This window comes from Succinispira mobilis DSM 6222, assembly GCF_000384135.1.
Classification (GTDB): Bacteria; Bacillota; Negativicutes; order Acidaminococcales; family Succinispiraceae; genus Succinispira; species Succinispira mobilis.
This window is the reverse complement of record NZ_KB913028.1, coordinates 56,496-72,695: the sequence shown is the minus strand read 5'-3', so window position 1 is coordinate 72,695 and position 16,200 is coordinate 56,496. Positions and strand designations below refer to the sequence as shown.

17 protein-coding genes are annotated in these 16,200 nt (G+C 38.5%); 10 read left to right on the top strand and 7 right to left on the bottom strand.

What is annotated here, in order from left to right; all coding sequences use genetic code 11:
- Nucleotides 1–23: 23 nt before the first annotated feature.
- The 10 genes from SUCMO_RS0100345 (at nt 24) to SUCMO_RS0100300 (ending at nt 8,717) form a co-directional block, all read left to right on the top strand.
- A complete protein-coding gene (locus SUCMO_RS0100345) occupies nt 24–989 on the top strand; it encodes a KpsF/GutQ family sugar-phosphate isomerase (protein ID WP_019878362.1) in 966 nt (321 codons plus the stop codon).
- Nucleotides 989–1,522, top strand: coding sequence for a KdsC family phosphatase (locus SUCMO_RS0100340; RefSeq protein ID WP_019878361.1), 534 nt, complete (start codon nt 989–991; stop codon nt 1,520–1,522). The genes SUCMO_RS0100345 and SUCMO_RS0100340 overlap by 1 nt, the downstream gene beginning before the upstream one ends.
- Entirely contained in the window at nt 1,522–2,421 is a 900-nt protein-coding gene (locus SUCMO_RS0100335; RefSeq protein ID WP_019878360.1) for a lysophospholipid acyltransferase family protein, read from the top strand. The genes SUCMO_RS0100340 and SUCMO_RS0100335 overlap by 1 nt, the downstream gene beginning before the upstream one ends.
- Nucleotides 2,405–2,950, top strand: a complete 546-nt coding sequence (lptC, locus tag SUCMO_RS0100330; RefSeq protein WP_019878359.1) for an LPS export ABC transporter periplasmic protein LptC — start codon at nt 2,405–2,407, stop codon at nt 2,948–2,950. Before SUCMO_RS0100335 ends, lptC begins: the two co-directional genes overlap by 17 nt.
- Nucleotide 2,951: 1 nt before the next feature.
- Entirely contained in the window at nt 2,952–3,701 is a 750-nt protein-coding gene (locus SUCMO_RS0100325) for an LptA/OstA family protein (protein WP_019878358.1), read from the top strand.
- Nucleotides 3,702–3,731: 30 nt separating this feature from the next.
- Entirely contained in the window at nt 3,732–4,451 is a 720-nt protein-coding gene (gene lptB / locus SUCMO_RS0100320; protein WP_019878357.1) for an LPS export ABC transporter ATP-binding protein, read from the top strand.
- Between the two features lie 14 nt (nt 4,452–4,465).
- Nucleotides 4,466–5,554: an LptF/LptG family permease gene (locus SUCMO_RS0100315; protein ID WP_019878356.1), complete on the top strand. Its 1,089-nt coding sequence runs from the start codon at nt 4,466–4,468 to the stop codon at nt 5,552–5,554.
- Nucleotides 5,555–5,600: 46 nt separating this feature from the next.
- Entirely contained in the window at nt 5,601–6,782 is a 1,182-nt protein-coding gene (locus SUCMO_RS0100310; RefSeq protein ID WP_019878353.1) for a DUF3084 domain-containing protein, read from the top strand.
- 37 nt (nt 6,783–6,819) lie between these two features.
- Nucleotides 6,820–7,239 (top strand): RuvC family protein, encoded by a 420-nt coding sequence (locus SUCMO_RS0100305; protein ID WP_156819213.1) that lies wholly within the window; start codon nt 6,820–6,822, stop codon nt 7,237–7,239.
- 149 nt (nt 7,240–7,388) lie between these two features.
- Nucleotides 7,389–8,717, top strand: coding sequence for an S-layer homology domain-containing protein (locus SUCMO_RS0100300; RefSeq protein ID WP_245539335.1), 1,329 nt, complete (start codon nt 7,389–7,391; stop codon nt 8,715–8,717).
- A gap of 272 nt (nt 8,718–8,989) precedes the next feature.
- On the opposite strand, the gene SUCMO_RS0100295 is transcribed toward SUCMO_RS0100300, so the two are convergent.
- The 7 genes from SUCMO_RS0100295 to dnaX form a co-directional block, all read right to left on the bottom strand.
- Nucleotides 8,990–10,714 (bottom strand): adenine deaminase C-terminal domain-containing protein, encoded by a 1,725-nt coding sequence (locus SUCMO_RS0100295; RefSeq protein WP_019878350.1) that lies wholly within the window; start codon nt 10,712–10,714, stop codon nt 8,990–8,992.
- Nucleotides 10,715–10,967: 253 nt separating this feature from the next.
- A complete protein-coding gene (locus SUCMO_RS11495; protein WP_071592797.1) occupies nt 10,968–11,174 on the bottom strand; it encodes a helix-turn-helix domain-containing protein in 207 nt (68 codons plus the stop codon).
- A gap of 166 nt (nt 11,175–11,340) precedes the next feature.
- Complete coding sequence (locus tag SUCMO_RS0100285) at nt 11,341–12,564, bottom strand: dicarboxylate/amino acid:cation symporter (protein ID WP_019878347.1); 1,224 nt, start codon at nt 12,562–12,564, stop codon at nt 11,341–11,343.
- Nucleotides 12,565–13,272: 708 nt separating this feature from the next.
- A complete protein-coding gene (locus SUCMO_RS0100280; protein ID WP_156819212.1) occupies nt 13,273–13,524 on the bottom strand; it encodes a pro-sigmaK processing inhibitor BofA family protein in 252 nt (83 codons plus the stop codon).
- Nucleotides 13,525–13,536: 12 nt separating this feature from the next.
- Entirely contained in the window at nt 13,537–14,133 is a 597-nt protein-coding gene (recR, locus tag SUCMO_RS0100275; protein WP_019878345.1) for a recombination mediator RecR, read from the bottom strand.
- 15 nt (nt 14,134–14,148) lie between these two features.
- Complete coding sequence (locus tag SUCMO_RS0100270) at nt 14,149–14,475, bottom strand: YbaB/EbfC family nucleoid-associated protein (protein ID WP_019878344.1); 327 nt, start codon at nt 14,473–14,475, stop codon at nt 14,149–14,151.
- An 82-nt stretch (nt 14,476–14,557) separates the two neighbouring features.
- Nucleotides 14,558–16,189, bottom strand: a complete 1,632-nt coding sequence (gene dnaX / locus SUCMO_RS0100265) for a DNA polymerase III subunit gamma/tau (protein WP_019878343.1) — start codon at nt 16,187–16,189, stop codon at nt 14,558–14,560.
- Nucleotides 16,190–16,200: the final 11 nt, after the last annotated feature.

The following is a 16,200-nucleotide window of genomic DNA, read 5'->3' as shown; positions in this document are numbered from 1 at the left end:
AAGAATAAGAAGGATTGATAGTTATGTTGGATAAAGCAAAAGAAGTTCTAAAAATAGAGGCAGAAGCAATTCTCAGTTTGATACCGAAACTTGACGAAGATTTTGTGCGCGCTGTAGAGTTAATTTTAGCTTGTCGTGGCCGCGTAGTTGTAACGGGTATGGGGAAGTCAGGAATTGTTGGCCGCAAAATATCAGCGACCCTCGCTAGCACAGGTACTCCGTCTTTTTTTCTACATCCAGCGGAAGGTATTCACGGGGATTTGGGTATGGTAACAGTCAATGATGTCGTTTTGGCATTATCAAATAGTGGTGAAACCGCAGAAGTTTTGCAGATCTTACCCTCCATTCGGAGAATTGGCGCCCAGGTTATTAGTATGTGTGGTAATCAAAATTCAACTTTAGCTAAAAATGCTGATATCGCCTTAGATGTTAGTATTGCCCAAGAAGCTTGTCCGCTAGGCTTAGCACCTACGGCAAGTACTACCGCTAGTTTAGCTTATGGTGATGCTTTAGCTGTAGCGCTGTTATCAAAACGCAAATTTACCGCAGATGATTTTGCTATTTTCCATCCTGGGGGTTCGTTAGGCCGAAAATTACTGTTAACGGTTGCTGATATCATGCATGGTGGTGAAGAAGTACCGATTATTGCTCAAGATAAAATAGTCCAAGAAGCTCTATTTGTCATAACTTCTAAAGGTTTAGGCGCAACTGTAGTGGTTGATAATCAAGGGAAGATGGTAGGCGTATTAACGGATGGGGATATCCGTCGCGGTCTAGAAAAAGGGTTAGAGTTTTTGAAACAGCCGATAGTTCATTTTATGACTAGAGCGCCGCGGACAATAAAAGCAGACCGTCTGGCCGCGGAAGCCTTACATATTATGGAAAAAAATCAACCCCGCCCGATTACAGTTTTACCAGTAGTAGATGCCGATAACTATGTTTTAGGGATGCTACATATGACGGATTTATTACGTCAAGGGGTTGTGTAATGGCCGATTTAACAAAAATAAAGTTAGTTTTACTAGATGTTGATGGCGTATTGACGGATGGACAGATAATTATTGGACCAACAGGGGAACTCTGTAAGCAATTTAATGTAGCTGATGGCCTAGGAATTAGTATTGCGCAACGCTTAGGGATAAAAATAGGAATTATAACGGGGCGTAAAGGTGAAATTATCACTCGTAGAGCTCAAGAGTTGGGTATTACAATTTTATATATGGGTATTAGTAATAAAAAGCAAGCCCTAGAGCAAATTCTGCAACAAGAAAAGTTAACTTTAGCAGAAGTAGCTTATATGGGCGATGATTTGAATGATTTAAGTGTGCTACAGGTGGTAGGCTTGTCAGCTGCACCAGCCAATGCCGTAGTGGAAGTAAAAGAACGCGTGCAATATATTTGTCAGCGTTCCGGCGGGCAAGGAGCAGTGCGGGAATTATTAGAGCAACTCCTAAAAGCACAAGATTTATGGAAAAAAGTGATTAAAGAATATTTACAACAGGGACAAGGTGATGTGCAGTAATGTGGCAATATCATTTTATTAAGCTAGTAAGTAAACTGGTTTGTCTGTTACCATACTCGGTAATTCTTTTATTGGGCAAGTGGGCAGGCGGTTTATATTACTTGCTTGCAAAAAAACAAGTTAATAGAGCCTTAGAAACAATTAAAGAGTGCTTAGGGTTAGATGAAGTGCAAGCGCGCAAAATAATTTATAGCATGTGCCAAAAATTAGGCAAGACATTTTTAGAAGTGTTATATATTCCTAACCTTAACAAAGAGAACATTCAACAATTTGTAAAAATTGAGCATCCTGAATATTTACACCAAGCTTTGGCCAAGGGGCGCGGGGTAGTGGCTTTAGCGGCACATATTAGCAACTGGGAGTGGCTAGGGGCAGCCTTGGCCTTAAACAACTTTCCTTTAACTAGTATGGTTAAACGGCAACCAAATGAGCAACACACGCGAATTTTGACTGAATATCGGGAGATGACAGGAATAGAAACTTTCCTGAGTGGCACTAATGATATTATTGCCGCCGCGCGTGCGCTTAAAAAGGGTAAGGTCTTAGGTTTTATTGCTGACCAAGATGCTGGACCAGAAGGTATTTTTGTGCCTTTTTTAGGTAAAATGGCTTCTACGCCAGCAGGACCGGCATTTTTTGCTAAAAAATTTAAAGCGCCGATTGTGCCGATGTTTATAGTGCGTTGTCCAGAAGGTGGGCATAAAATTATTATGCAACCAGCTTTTTATTACGAAGATACAGGTAATGAGGCCGCAGATATGCTAGCAATTACAGCCAAGATGGTTAAAGTTACGGAAGATGTTATTAAGCAGTATCCAGACAATTGGCTATGGTTTCAAAAAAGATGGAATACTCCTTATAAATTAAAGGAGGCAGAAGGTTGTGAAGATAAACCTTAAATCCCCGTTATTCGGGGTTGTGATTTTTTTGCTGTTATGTGGTGCGTGGTTTTTCTATGACAATGGTGTAGAAAAAGAAGCGGTGCAGCAAACTCCAGAAACAAACCTGGTAACTATAAAAAATGCTTACTTAGTAGAAGAAAAACAAGGTAAGAAGAACTGGGAGCTAACTGCAGATACAATGCAAGTAGACGCTGTACAGCAGATTAATAATTTAACAGGTGTCAAGGGAAAACTATTTTTAGAAAACGGCAATATTGTCAATATTAGTTCTGATAAAGGGGCCCTACATCTAAAGAGTAAAGATGTGCAATTAACTGGGAATGTGGTTGTAGTGACCACACAAGCAGAAAAACTAGTTGCGCAAGATTTAAGATTTACCAATGTTGATAGTTTAATTACGGCCAGTGGTGAGGTAGTAATCACTAAGCCTGGAGTATATGCCAAGGCTGATAAAGCTGTTGCTGACCGTGGCTTAGAACAAATTAAACTTATTGGTAATGCCCTAGTACGAAAAGGGGGAGAATAAGATGAAGAAAAAATTAGCAGCAGTACTTACGGTAGGTATGCTCTGTGCGACCTTGGTTTCAGCGCAGACAACGGAAAATCAGCCTGTTGAGATAAGTGGTGATACGATTGAGTACAATTCTAAAACGCAAATTACTACGGCGGTTGGCAATGTAAATATTAAACGGGTAGATGGAAATGCGCAGGCGGCACGCGCTGAATATAATCTTAAACAGGAGATTGGACAACTTACTGGCAATGTGCGCATGCAATATAATGATGTGACAATTAAATGCGAGACGTTAGATTTGTTGGCGGGTAAACATTTAATTGCTAGTGGGGGCGATGTTTACCTGACAAAAGCTGGAGATACCTTAAATGCGGCTAAAGTTGAATACTTTGATCAACGTAAATTTGCACAAACGATTGGCGATTGGGCGAAATTAACTACAGCAGATGCAAGTGTGTTGACTGCGGAATATATTAGCTATGATATGCAAGCTGGGCAAGCGATTGCGGAACGACAAGTGAAAATTGATGCGCCGGCAAGAAAACTAATAGCGGCGGGTGATCATGCTGTGTACTTAGATAATAAAGCGGGACGTGAACCGGTGATAACTTTAACAGGCAATGCTTGGGCTATCCAAGATGGCAATAAAATTACGGGTAATACTTTAATTTTTAAAACAGAGAGCAGTGAAGGTGAAGCCAAAGGCAAAGTTGTGCTACAATTGCCTCCGCAACAAAAAACTAAACCCAGTGTAGCAAGCTAAAAAATTCATTTGGGGAAAAGTGGCAAGAATATGTATATAGAAACAAAAAATTTAGTTAAAAAATTTAAAGAACGAGTAGTTGTAAACAATGTCAGTATTAAAGTAGAACAAGGTAAAATAGTCGGTTTATTAGGCCCGAATGGTGCGGGCAAAACAACTACCTTTTACATGATTGTCGGCTTAGAACGTCCCGATAGTGGACATGTTTTAATTGATGGCCGTGATGTATCGCAAATGGCGATGTATGAAAGAGCAGAAAATGGCTTAGGCTATTTACCACAAGAAGCCTCGATTTTTCGCAAACTAACGGTAGAAGAAAATATTATGGCGATTTTAGAGACTACACCTTTGTCTGTGCCAGAGCGGCAAGAAAAATTAGAGGACCTGATAAGTGAGTTTAATGTAGGGCATGTGCGTAAGCGCAAAGGCTCAGAATTATCAGGGGGTGAGCGTCGGCGGGTTGAAATTGCCCGGGCTTTAGCGAAAGATCCTTCGTTTATCTTGTTGGATGAACCTTTTGCTGGCATAGATCCAATTGCCGTAGCCGATATTCAGGAAATGATTGCGCATCTAGCTAGGCGGGGCATTGGAGTTTTAATTACTGATCACAATGTGCGTGAAACTTTGAATATTGTTGATACTGCATATATTTTAAATAATGGTGAAATTTTGGTTGCGGGCGATCGCGAAAAAATTGCTAGTAGTGAGATTGCGCGTAAGTTTTATTTAGGTGATAAATTTACTTTGTAGAAGGGGAGCATGTAATGCGGATATTAGATAAATATATTTTAAAAGAATTGGCTGGACCGTTTATCTTTGGCATAGCCTCTTTCTCAAGCATTTTTATTGCTAGTAGTGTGTTGTTTCGCATTGCGCAATATTTGACCAAGTACGGAGCGTCCGTAACTTCTTTAACTAAACTTTTTGTGTATAGTTTGCCAGAAATTATCAATTTCACTTTTCCCATGTCGATGCTTTTGGCGTCATTGTTGGCGTTTGGACGTTTGTCGGCTAGTAGTGAAATAACAGCGATGAAATCAGGCGGAATTAGTTTTTGGCGGTTAAGTCTGCCCGTTTTTGTAGTGGCTTTTTGCGTGAGCATTTTTTCAGTCGTATTTGCTGAAAAAGTTGTGCCGGCCTCTAAATTAGCTTATAGTCGCGTACTGTATTATGAAATTGAAAAAAACACCAAGCCCCGTTCGCAAGAGCATATAATTTTAAAATCAATTACGGGTGGCGATATTGAGCGCTTGACTTATGCCCGCAAATTTGATGAGCATGAGGGGAAAATGCACGGTGTAACCGTGGAGATTTTTGAAAAAGGTGAGTTAGTGAGTGTCCAAAAAGCTGAAGAAGCTACTTGGGATACTGATAAATGGATTATGAAACAAGGCATGGTTTACGAATTATCTAAAGAAGAAGGAATTGCGCGTACAGCAAAATTTGAAGAACAAGTGATGCCAGTTAACACTCGCCCGAACGATGTTGCCTTAGAGCAAAAAAAACCTGATCAAATGACTATTAAGGAACTGAAACAGCAAATTGGCATTTTAAAACGACAATTTTTATCAGTTTCTAAATATGAGATGGAAATGTATCAACGGGTAACCATTCCGATGGCTTCTTTAGTATTTGCAGTTATTGGTACGCCTTTAGGTTTACAGCCACAACGTTCAAGCTCTTCTATTGGCTTGGGCTTAAGTATTATTATTATCTTTATTTACTACACAATAATGACTTTAACCACGGCAATTGGCCAAGGCGGAGTAATATCGCCGTTTTTGGCGGCTTGGGTTCCCAATATTGTAGGTTTGTTAGTGGGCGCCTATTTGATGCGACGCGTTTCTAAATAAGCTCAAATTAAAAGCCGAAGTAGCTAGGGAGAGGGTGAGGTGGAATATGTATGGTATAGTGTTAATACTAGTGTTAATTGTTATGGGTGGTGCTATCGCTTATATTGGTGATAAATTAGGCACTAAAATTGGTAAAAAACGAATTAGTGTTTTTGGTTTACGGCCGAAACACACCTCGATTTTGATGACCATAATTACGGGAACTTTAATTGCCTTGGTAACTTTGGCAAGCATGGCGGCTATTTCCAAAGATGTGCGGGTGGCCTTATTTGGTATGGAAAAATTGCGAGCTCAGTTGGGTAATTTAAATAATGAAGTTGCTAGTAAAAACCAAGAAATTCAACAAGCCTTAACTCAAATTCTAGAAAAAAACAAAAATTTGGCCCAGTTAGATGCTACAATTAAAACTAATCAAGCGCAAATGCAGGCTTTACAGCAAGAAAAAGAGCAGGCGCAACAGGATATGCAAGCGGCTAAGGCTATTACCGCTGAAGTACAACAGCAGTATCAACAAGCTCAAACTAGTTTGCAAGAAACCTTGACAACCAAGAAACAGTTGGAAACTGATATTGTGCATTTATCGAGTATTGCGGAGCGCCTACAACAGGGTTTAATTAGTGTTAGAGAAGGCCAGATAATTTTTCGGGCGGGAGAGTTAGTAGCTTCAGGACGCTTAACCGCGGGTAAAAATATGGAAGAAAGTGCCAAAGAATTAGACACCTTAATGAAAACGACCAATGCTCTATTAATAGATAAGTTAGGAATTGAAAATAAACAGTTGCAAGTAGTGTTTATCGAACAAAACGAAGTCAAAAATACCTTGTATAAAATGAGCCAATTATCAGGGAAAGTTTTTGTGCGGCTGTTAGCTAGTAGTAACTTAGTTTATGGGGATCCGATTATTGTGCGGCCGCAAATTTTACCGAATGAATTAATTTATAAACGTCAAGAAGTTATCTTGACCAAACAATTGGATTTACAAGATAAAGATGTGCAAGTGGCGCTGATTGAACTTTTGCAAGAAATAAATGCTAAGGCGATTAATAATGGTGTAATTGCCGATCCACTTAATGGCACAGTTGGCAATTTGAGTATTGGTGAAATGTTAGAGCTAACTAAAAATCTCCAAAAATATCAAAATGGCCTGGTAAATGTAATTGTGCGCGCTAAGCGAGATATTTATACTTCCGACTTATTAAGTATTGATATTGAATTTGAAAAAATATAAGCAAAGGCGAGCTAGAGCTCGCCTTTTTTGTTGTGAGGTGAAAAAAATGCTAATTGCCATTGATCCCGGACGAGATAAATGTGGTTTAGCAATAGTACAGCCTGATGGCGAAGTCCTAGAACTGTTTTTAGTAAGAGCGACGGAGTTACTAGAACAAGTACAAATTTGTTTAGCTAAATATCCCCAAAGCCAAATTTTATTGGGCGATGGTACACAAAGTGCGGGAGTGCAACACAGCTTAGCCAGTTTGAATCAAACCGTAATCTTAGTGGATGAACGCAATACTACATTGCAAGCCAGTGAACTATATTGGCACAAAAATAAACCAAGCTTTTGGCAGAGCCTGCTACCAATCCGCTGGCGTAGTTTGCCAGAGCCTGTAGACGCGTATGCTGCTTGGGCGATTGCTTTGCGATTTTTACAAAATACAAAATACAAAATAAAAACAAAAAAATAAAATATTTTTAAAAAGTTTAGCAGGAATTTCCGCAAGGATGTAGAATATATATATTAGCTGGTTATGAAAGACAATTTTTAAAGATGAAAAATTAGGCAAAAACAAAGCTAAGGAAACAAGGACACTTATGTTGCGGGCTTGCTGAAAATTTGTTTTTATTGATTGGCGAAAATAAACCAAGCAAAAAACAAATTTGGAGGGAAATTATTATGAAAAAATCTCTAGTATTAGCAATGGCTCTTTCTCTAGGTATCGCTGGTACAGCATTTGCTGCTAACCCATTCTCTGATGTTCCATCTAACCACTGGGCATATGCTTCTGTAAGCAAATTAGCTCAAGCTGGTATCGTAGAAGGTTACGGCGATGACACTTTCAAAGGTGGCAAAAGCATTACTCGTTACGAAATGGCTCAAATGGTAGCAAAAGCTATGGCTAAATCTGACAAAGCTGACGCTAGTCAAAAAGCTATGATTGAAAAATTAGCTGCTGAATTCTCTGCAGAATTAGACAATCTTGGCGTACGTGTAACAAAATTAGAAAAAAATGCTGATAACGTGAAAATCACTGGTGAAATGCGTTTCCGTTACAGAGGTTTTGATGGCGACCAATATGGTAACGACAAACAAAACGAAACTAAACTTCGTACTCGTTTAAACCTTAAAGGCGAAATCAACGACAAATGGACAGCTAACATGATGTTAGAAAATGAACAAAACTTAGAAACAAATGGCCGTGCTGATGAAGATAGCACATTAATGCGTCGTGCTTGGGTAGCTGGTAGCATTGATGATGTAAAAGTACAAGCTGGTCGTTTTGCTTATGCTGATGTTAATGCGTTCTTATTCGACTCTGCTGAAACTGATGGGGTGCGTTTAGACTTCGGTAATAAATTAAAAGCGACAGTACTTTATGGTCGTATGACTCCAAATAAATATGGTGCATTCAAGTCTGGGGCTCAAAAAGATGTTGATACTGCAGGTTTGGCTCTTGACTACAAGCAAGATAAATGGCAATTCAATGCTGCTTATTATGATGTAAAAGGCAAAAATGATAATGCGATTACAGGAGTGGATGATACTTCTTTCGGTCAATTCTATGCGGCTTACAAATTTGATAAAAACTTCAAATTAGCAGCTCAATTATTAATGGCTGGCGATGAAGTAAATGGCACTGATAAAACAGGTTACACTGCACGTTTAGACTACAAAGGTATGAACGTAGCTGATAAAGGATCTTGGGGCGCATGGATCATGGGCTTCGATGCTCCAGCAGGCGTACTTTATGCTCCAGCAGGTTTGGATTGGGATCTTAACGATAATCGTGGTGTTACTGGTTATGAAATCGGTTTCAACTATGCTGTCCAAAAAAATATTAAATTACAAGTATCTTACAGTGATTTAGAACAAAAAGAAGCTGCTGCAGGTATGTCTAAAGAAGATCAACAAACTACAACTGCATTCGTACAATTCTTCTTCTAGAAAAAACTAAGCAAGTAATTAAAGGGACTTCCAATTGGAAGTCCCTTTTTTGGGTTCTATGTCAAATGTTGTGGTGTGAATAATAAAGAAGTATATTTAGACTGGATTAAGAATGAAAAAGTTCTTAATCCAGTTTTAACTTTTTGAAGAAGCAATGAATAATAATCTATTACGGAAACGATTGAAATTTCTAAGACCAAAAGAAACACGTTTTAGTTTTTTAACGCTTGTTACAACCTTCAGTATAAGCATTAATAAAATCAGTTTTAAAGCTATTCAACTATGAGCGGTAAAATAGTTTGCGACTTTACTTCAATTAGCCCTTTATCAGTTAGTTTTAGCTCCGGGCTAACCGGTAAACTAATAGTACTTAGGGACATCAGTGGATTTTTATGGGCGTAACCTAATTGCGCAAACGCTTGCTTTAGGGCTTGAACTTCTAGAGCTAGTTCGGGCATTGATAGAGGCGAGAGAATTCCCGCAATTGGTAAAGGTACTTCGGCTAAAACAGTTTCATTTAAAACGGCTAGATAAGCTCCTTGTTGCTCAATTACACGGTTAACGGCAAACAACAAATCGGGAATATTACGACCAATAGCCAGTAAATTATGATGATCATGCGCATAGGTGGTGGCAATCGCGCCGCTTTGGAGACATACCCCGCCGACTAAGGCTAAAGCTGGTTGTAACTGACCTCGTCCATGGCGTTCTAGGACTAAAGCTAGAGCAAAATCACTGGCTTGCCAATCTAACAGACCATCCTTAACGGGAATATCAGCTTGTTTAGCTTGCGTAAAAGTAGCATCGGCGACTAGTTCAAAGACATTGCAGCGGACACTGGCGGCCGTAGTTTTAACAGGTATTTGCAGTTGTTGTACGGTTAAGGGGTGACAATGTACACTTTGATAAAAGTGTGCGGGAAAGTTTAAACTTTTGGCTGAGAAAATATGTTCTTGCGTATGGTCATAGATTTTTTTACCACTTTTATATGTAGCTAAAATCGGTAGTTCGGTTAGGTTATCCGTGATAAAAAAGTCAGCAATTTTACCCGCCGCTAGACAACCGCGATCCCGCCAACCGATGTGTAGCGCTGGGGTATAGGTAGCCAGATAAATTGCTAGCTCGGGCTTAATACCTAACTGGATTAATTTACGTAGATTTTTATCTAGTTGCCCCTTGCTAACAAATTCATCGGCCATAATATCATCAGTAACTAAGGCTAGGCGCTCATACATTTGATATTCTTGAATACAGGCAATAATATCAGCTTTTAAGGATTTGCTTTGAATTTCAACAAACATGCCTTGTAAAAAGCGGTCAATTAAGCCCGCGACAGTTTGTTGGGTATGATCAGAATGAACACCCGCAAACAGCATTTTTGCTAATTCAACATCGCCAATTCGCGGACAATGCCCTTCAATCGCCAGATAAGGATAGTTTGATTTAGTGTAGTTAATTAAATCTAAAGTTTTAGATTGCTCACGGTAAATCACATCGATATAATTCATAATTTCACCGAGGCAAACTACTTGCGGTTGTTTAAGTAAGATTTGTAAATCTTCTAGCGTGATTTTCCCGCCAGTACTTTCTAAATCACTATTAGTTGAAGGGACAGAACTAGGAACGCCGAAGAAAATATCAATAGGCGCATTTTCCGAGGCGGTAAGCATGCTTTCTACGCCGACGCGACCAAAGACATTCGCAATTTCGTGTGGCTCGGAAATGATGGTTGTAACGCCGTGACGCGCTAATTCATGCGCAAAAGCTTGGGGCGTGGCCATTGTGCTCTCTATATGCATATGGATATCGATTAAGCCGGGAATTAAATAGTTATTTTGGGCATCAACAATCTGGGAGCTCGTAAACTCTTGAATATTTTGGCCGATATATAGAATTTTTCCTTGTTTTACGACGAGATTGTTTTTAATAAATTTTTTGCTAAAGCTATTATAAATTTGGGCATTGATAATTATTAAATCAACAGTAGTTTGTGGCATAAGCTCAGTCCTTTCTCACATTATGGGCTAATTATAACAAAAGGGGCTAAGAGTAAGCAAGTTAGGAAAATTGTGTAAGTGGATTTATTAGTCAGTTAAGGAGTATTAAGATATTTGGCACAGATGATTTACTAGTGAACAAAGCTGCGATTTGAACTACTACCACTTATAGAAGGAGTGGATTCTTAGAAACACGATAACCAATGCCAGTATTTAACCAAGCTATCCCCGTAATTCCTATAGTTTATTGGCATTAAGCCAAAAATAGAAGTTCTGTAGAAGCTATATGATTTGCGTATAGGTTTTTTCTTTTAGTTAAGAAATAATTATACACGAAACGATTACAACCAATCGACCTGACGATTATTGTTTTTGCTTTTTTGTTGGGTACAGATAAAATTTGTAAGTGAGTGACTTTCAGCTTCTTTAAGCATAGAGGCGCATAAACGTATCCAGTCAATGGGAGAAATCAGTTGTGCGAGTGAAATTTACCACGACATTAGACTGTGAACTTTTATTATTCAAACTACAAAATTTGACAGAGAACCCACAGAATATAAAAAAGGAATATCCAACTTTGCAATTGGATATTCCTAAAAAACTATTTAAATGGCTAAATAAGCTACTTAGGCTTCTTCTGTAGCTAATTCGGCAATAGTTTCATATTTTTCTTCGCTTTTACCAACGGCTACACAAACAGCCGCATCGCCAGTGATATTAACCATAGTTCTAGGCATATCGAGAACCCGGTCAATTCCAGCGATTAAGGCTAAGCCTTCTAGGGGTAAGCCTACTGTTTGTAATACCAGTGTTAGCATAATTAAGCCCGCGCCAGGCACACCTGCAGTTCCGATAGAAGCAAGCGTTCCCGTCAAGATAATCATCATATATTGACTCATCGTCAAATCAATCCCATAAACTTGAGCGATAAACAAAGCACAAACCCCTTGATATAAAGCAGTTCCGTCCATGTTAATTGTAGCGCCAAGCGGCATTACAAAACTAGAAACTTGACGAGATACGCCAAGACCCTCTTGGACACATTTTAAACTTACAGGGAGCGTTCCCCCACTACTACAAGTTGAAAAAGCAATTAACTGTGCTGGGAAAATTTCTTTGATAAATTTCATCGGACTAACACCAGTGGCTTTAACCAAAGGTAAGTAAGTGATAATAATATGTAACAAACAGCCAAGATAAACAGCAAAGACAACTTTAATCAAAGGTAGGAGAACTTGAGGACCGTTTTTGGCAACTACGGGTACAATCAGAGCAAACACTCCAATTGGAGCTAATTTCATAATAAAGCCAACAATTTGGTACATAATTTCGGCTAGGCCTTCAAAGAAGTCATGCACAACTTTAGCTTTAGTGCCAACCGCATTGATGCTAATACCGATAAACAGCGCGAAAATAATTATTTGCAACATGTTACCTTTTAACAGTGCTTCCATCGGATTAGCTGGAATAATCCCCACGATAACTGAAGATATTGAAGGGGAAGCTACTGCTTTAGCGGCAGCTTTGGTACTAAGAGCCAAGCCGCTACCAGGTTGTAATACTGTTGCTAAAACTAGACCAAGAGCGATAGCGATAGCAGTAGTTCCTAAGTATAAAGCTAGGGTTTTACCGCCAATTCGACCAACTTTTTTAATATCGCCAACACTAGCTGCACCGACAATTAACGAGGCTAATACTAGTGGCACAATAATCATTTTGATCAAGCTTAAAAAAATACTTCCAAAAGGAGCAATCCAGGTAGTGGCGAAAGGTAATCCGCTTGGTCCAAGAGCTAGACCCGTGATAACACCTAAAACCAAACCAACAAGAATTTTGGTTGATAAGTTCATTCAAGACACCTCTCTCATAATTTTTTTATAATAACGCATTTTGCGCCTTTTAATTATAGAATAAATTATAAGAAAAAAAAATAGCTAACTGCCCCAAAAGGACAAGTATACAATATAATTCGCAAACAATGGGATGATTAGAGGATTTTGTATACAGAACTACTTTGTACAAAATAAAATAAACACGAAAGTTTTCGCTGGATTACAATAAAACATTCAAATTATATATATTGTGCTATTATTAATACCTAAATATTTGGTAAAGAAACGCAAAAACCAAAGAAACTTTAGTTTAACGTCTAATATTTTACAAAGACGAAAAATAGTGTGCTTAGCAATAATTTTTGCCGCTCACACTATTTAGGAAGGTTACAGAATATTTTGTGGTAAAGTACTACAAATTGTGAGGAACTTAAAGCATCAATAGATAATACTAGAGTATTACAATAAGTAAGGATTGAACTATCAGTACTTGCAGATGGCCTGGATTCTTGGTTGGAAACACGCGATTTAATAAAGCTGGACTCCGTTCCGGCTCTATAAGATAAGTTATGGTGTGTGGAAAAATTCTGCATATCACAGCATATTTTTTTACAAAAAAATGAGCATGATCTTGAAAAATCCTTTATGATAAAGTTGCGAACCTAATCAAAGAGGATTTTCAAATCATGCTCAATACCAACAATTATATACATGTGAATAAAATTATTAGGCGACTAATTTCAAGAAAATAACAGCCACTAGTCCCGGAACTCCGAAAAAGCCTACGATTAAACTATTAATGATTGTTATACTAACTTGAAAATGAACGAAGGCCGCTACAAAATTAAAAAGCCATAGACCAATGCCACCTAAAATGGCATTATATATTAATTTAATAGGTAGGGATAATAATTTAACGACTAATATTAAAATCACAACGGCGATCAGGTAGGTAAATATTTCTGGCAAGAGAGTCACTTCCTTTGGTTGTTACAGAATTCTACGATTTTCTAAAGCTTTATGTAGGGTTAATTCATCGACGTACTCTAGATTACTGCCGATTGGTAGCCCATGAGCAATACGACTAACTACAATTCCCAGTGGTTTTAGGAGCCGCGCAATATAAGTTGCAGTAGCTTCACCTTCTACACTAGAACTAGTGGCGATTATTACTTCCTCAATCTTACTATCGCTGAGACGACGAACTAACTCTTTGATTTTTAAATCTTCTGGACCCACACCATCAAGTGGCGAAAGTACTCCGTGAAGAATATGATAATTACCTAAAAAACTGTGGCTACGTTCTAAAGGGAGAATATCTTGCGGTTGCTCGAGCACACAAAGTAATTTAGCATCACGTTTCGTATCACTGCAAATCTCGCATAGTTCTTGTTCCGTTAAATTGAAACAACGCGAACAAAGTTTAATAGTGGTCTTAGCTGTTATTAAGCTAGCAGCTAAAGTTTGAACTTCAGCTAAGGGCAGGTCGATTATGTGATAGGCAAGCTTCATTGCTGTTTTGGAGCCAATCCCTGGTAAATGCCGTAGCTGTTCATATAACTTGTTTAAAGCAGTTAGTGTTTTCATTATAAGGGTACTAAACTAAAACATGCCCGGAGGTAATTTCATGCCTTTAGTAACTTTGCCCATTTCCGCCTCAGTCAACTCATCAATTTTCTTAAAGCTGTCATTTACAGCTACCAAGATAAGATCTTGGAGCATTTCCATATCTTCTGGATCGAAAGCCGCAGGGTCAATAGTAATAGAAACAAGCTCCTTTTTGCCAGATGCAACAACTTTAATTGCTCCACCACCAGCAACAGCTTCTACAGTTTTACTTTTTAACTCTTCTTGAGTTTTAGCAAGTTCAGCTTGCAGTTTTTGCATTTTTTTCATCATACCTTGCATATTGTTCATATTTCCAAACATTAGTTGTTCCTCCAAAAAATTTAATTTTACTTACTTATTATACTATGTTTCTCAATCCTGTGACAAGGATTGGCGGTTTAGCTTATTTATTAATGGTGTTAAGTTGACCACCAAACATGTCGATAGCTTTTTGAACAGCGGGTTCGAGGGTTTCTAGTTCCGTAGGTTCAATGGGTGTTAGTGTTTCTTCTTGGCTAGTAGCTGAACTTTGTAATTGATTTTCACTCAAAGCTTGAAAATCAATTGCTTGGTTAGTAAGTTCTTGCAGAGTATTGCGAATGATTTGCAAGAAATCATTTTGCATTAGGCGTTCACAAGCAAAATCTTTAGAAATGCTAACTATTAAGCGATTGTTAACTAAGTCATGCACTTTAGCAAAATTTAGACAGGCTAAAACAGCTCTTTTATTGTCTTTGTGCAATTTAGTTAGTAAACTTTGATAGAGATTATTTTTATCGAGATTTAAATTCGGCGAAGTGGGGGTAGTTGTTGCAATATTGGGAGTTGTAGGTATTTGTGGGGAATTATTAGTCGGCAAATTAACTGAAATCATGGCTGGAGCTTGACCTGCGAGAACTTGAGCGACTCTTTTTTCTAAGACAGCTACACGTTGTTCTAATTCAGAATAGTAGGCATTATGTTGACAAAGCTTAATAAAACCTAATTCGATAGTTAAAAGTGGCTTGGAAGAGACTTTCAGCTCCTGCAATAGTATTTGCAAGGCGTTTATTATTTCCGTAAGTTGCGTTTCGGAAAATAAGTCTTGAAAACTAGCGATTTCTGTAGTTGCATCGGCTAAGAGAATTGTCGGATCTTCAGGTTGTATTTTAAAAATGAGGATGGCTCGCAGGTAGCCAATTAATTCATAGAGCAAATTGCGGCTGTCTTTGCCAGAGTTGAGAATTTTGTTTAAGGAAATTAAGAGGCTGGCCGTGTTTTTTTCGGATAGAAGCAACAACAACTCGCGCAATTGTTCTTTATGAACGCTACCAAGCATTGTGCGTAAGCTATCGGCGCTTACAGGTGTTTCTACAATACTAGCTTGTTCCAAAAGACTTAAAGCATCGCGCAAAGCACCGTCGGCTTGTAAAGCGATTAGAGACAAGGCTTCAGGGGTGACTGAAATTTGGCTATCTTGAGCAACAAAATTAAGTCGCTGCTCTAAATCAGCCTTGTTTAATTTACGAAAATCAAAGCGTTGACAGCGCGACTGAATAGTTATAGGAATTTTATGTACTTCGGTGGTAGCTAAAATAAAAATTATATGGGCAGGAGGTTCTTCCAAAGTTTTTAAAAGTGCATTGAAAGCTTCGATCGTTAACATATGAACTTCATCAATAATGTAAACTTTATATTTGCAACTAGTTGGAGAAAACTTCACATTATCGCGTAAGTTACGGATTTCATCAATGCCACGATTGGAGGCCGCATCAATCTCAAAGACATCCATATTGCTACCAGCTGTAATGCTTAGGCAATTGGGGCAAGTATTACAAGCGGTAATTTTATCAGCGCTATTTAGGCAATTTAAAGTTTTAGCGAAAATTTTGGCTAAGCTGGTTTTGCCAGTTCCCCGTGGTCCAGCAAATAAATAGGCATGAACAATTTTATCTTGTTTAAGAGCGTTACTTAACGCCAATTTTATTGGTTCTTGCCCCACTACTTCGGAAAAGTTTTGGGGACGATATTTACGATACAGTGCTAAATAGGACATCTAAACACCTC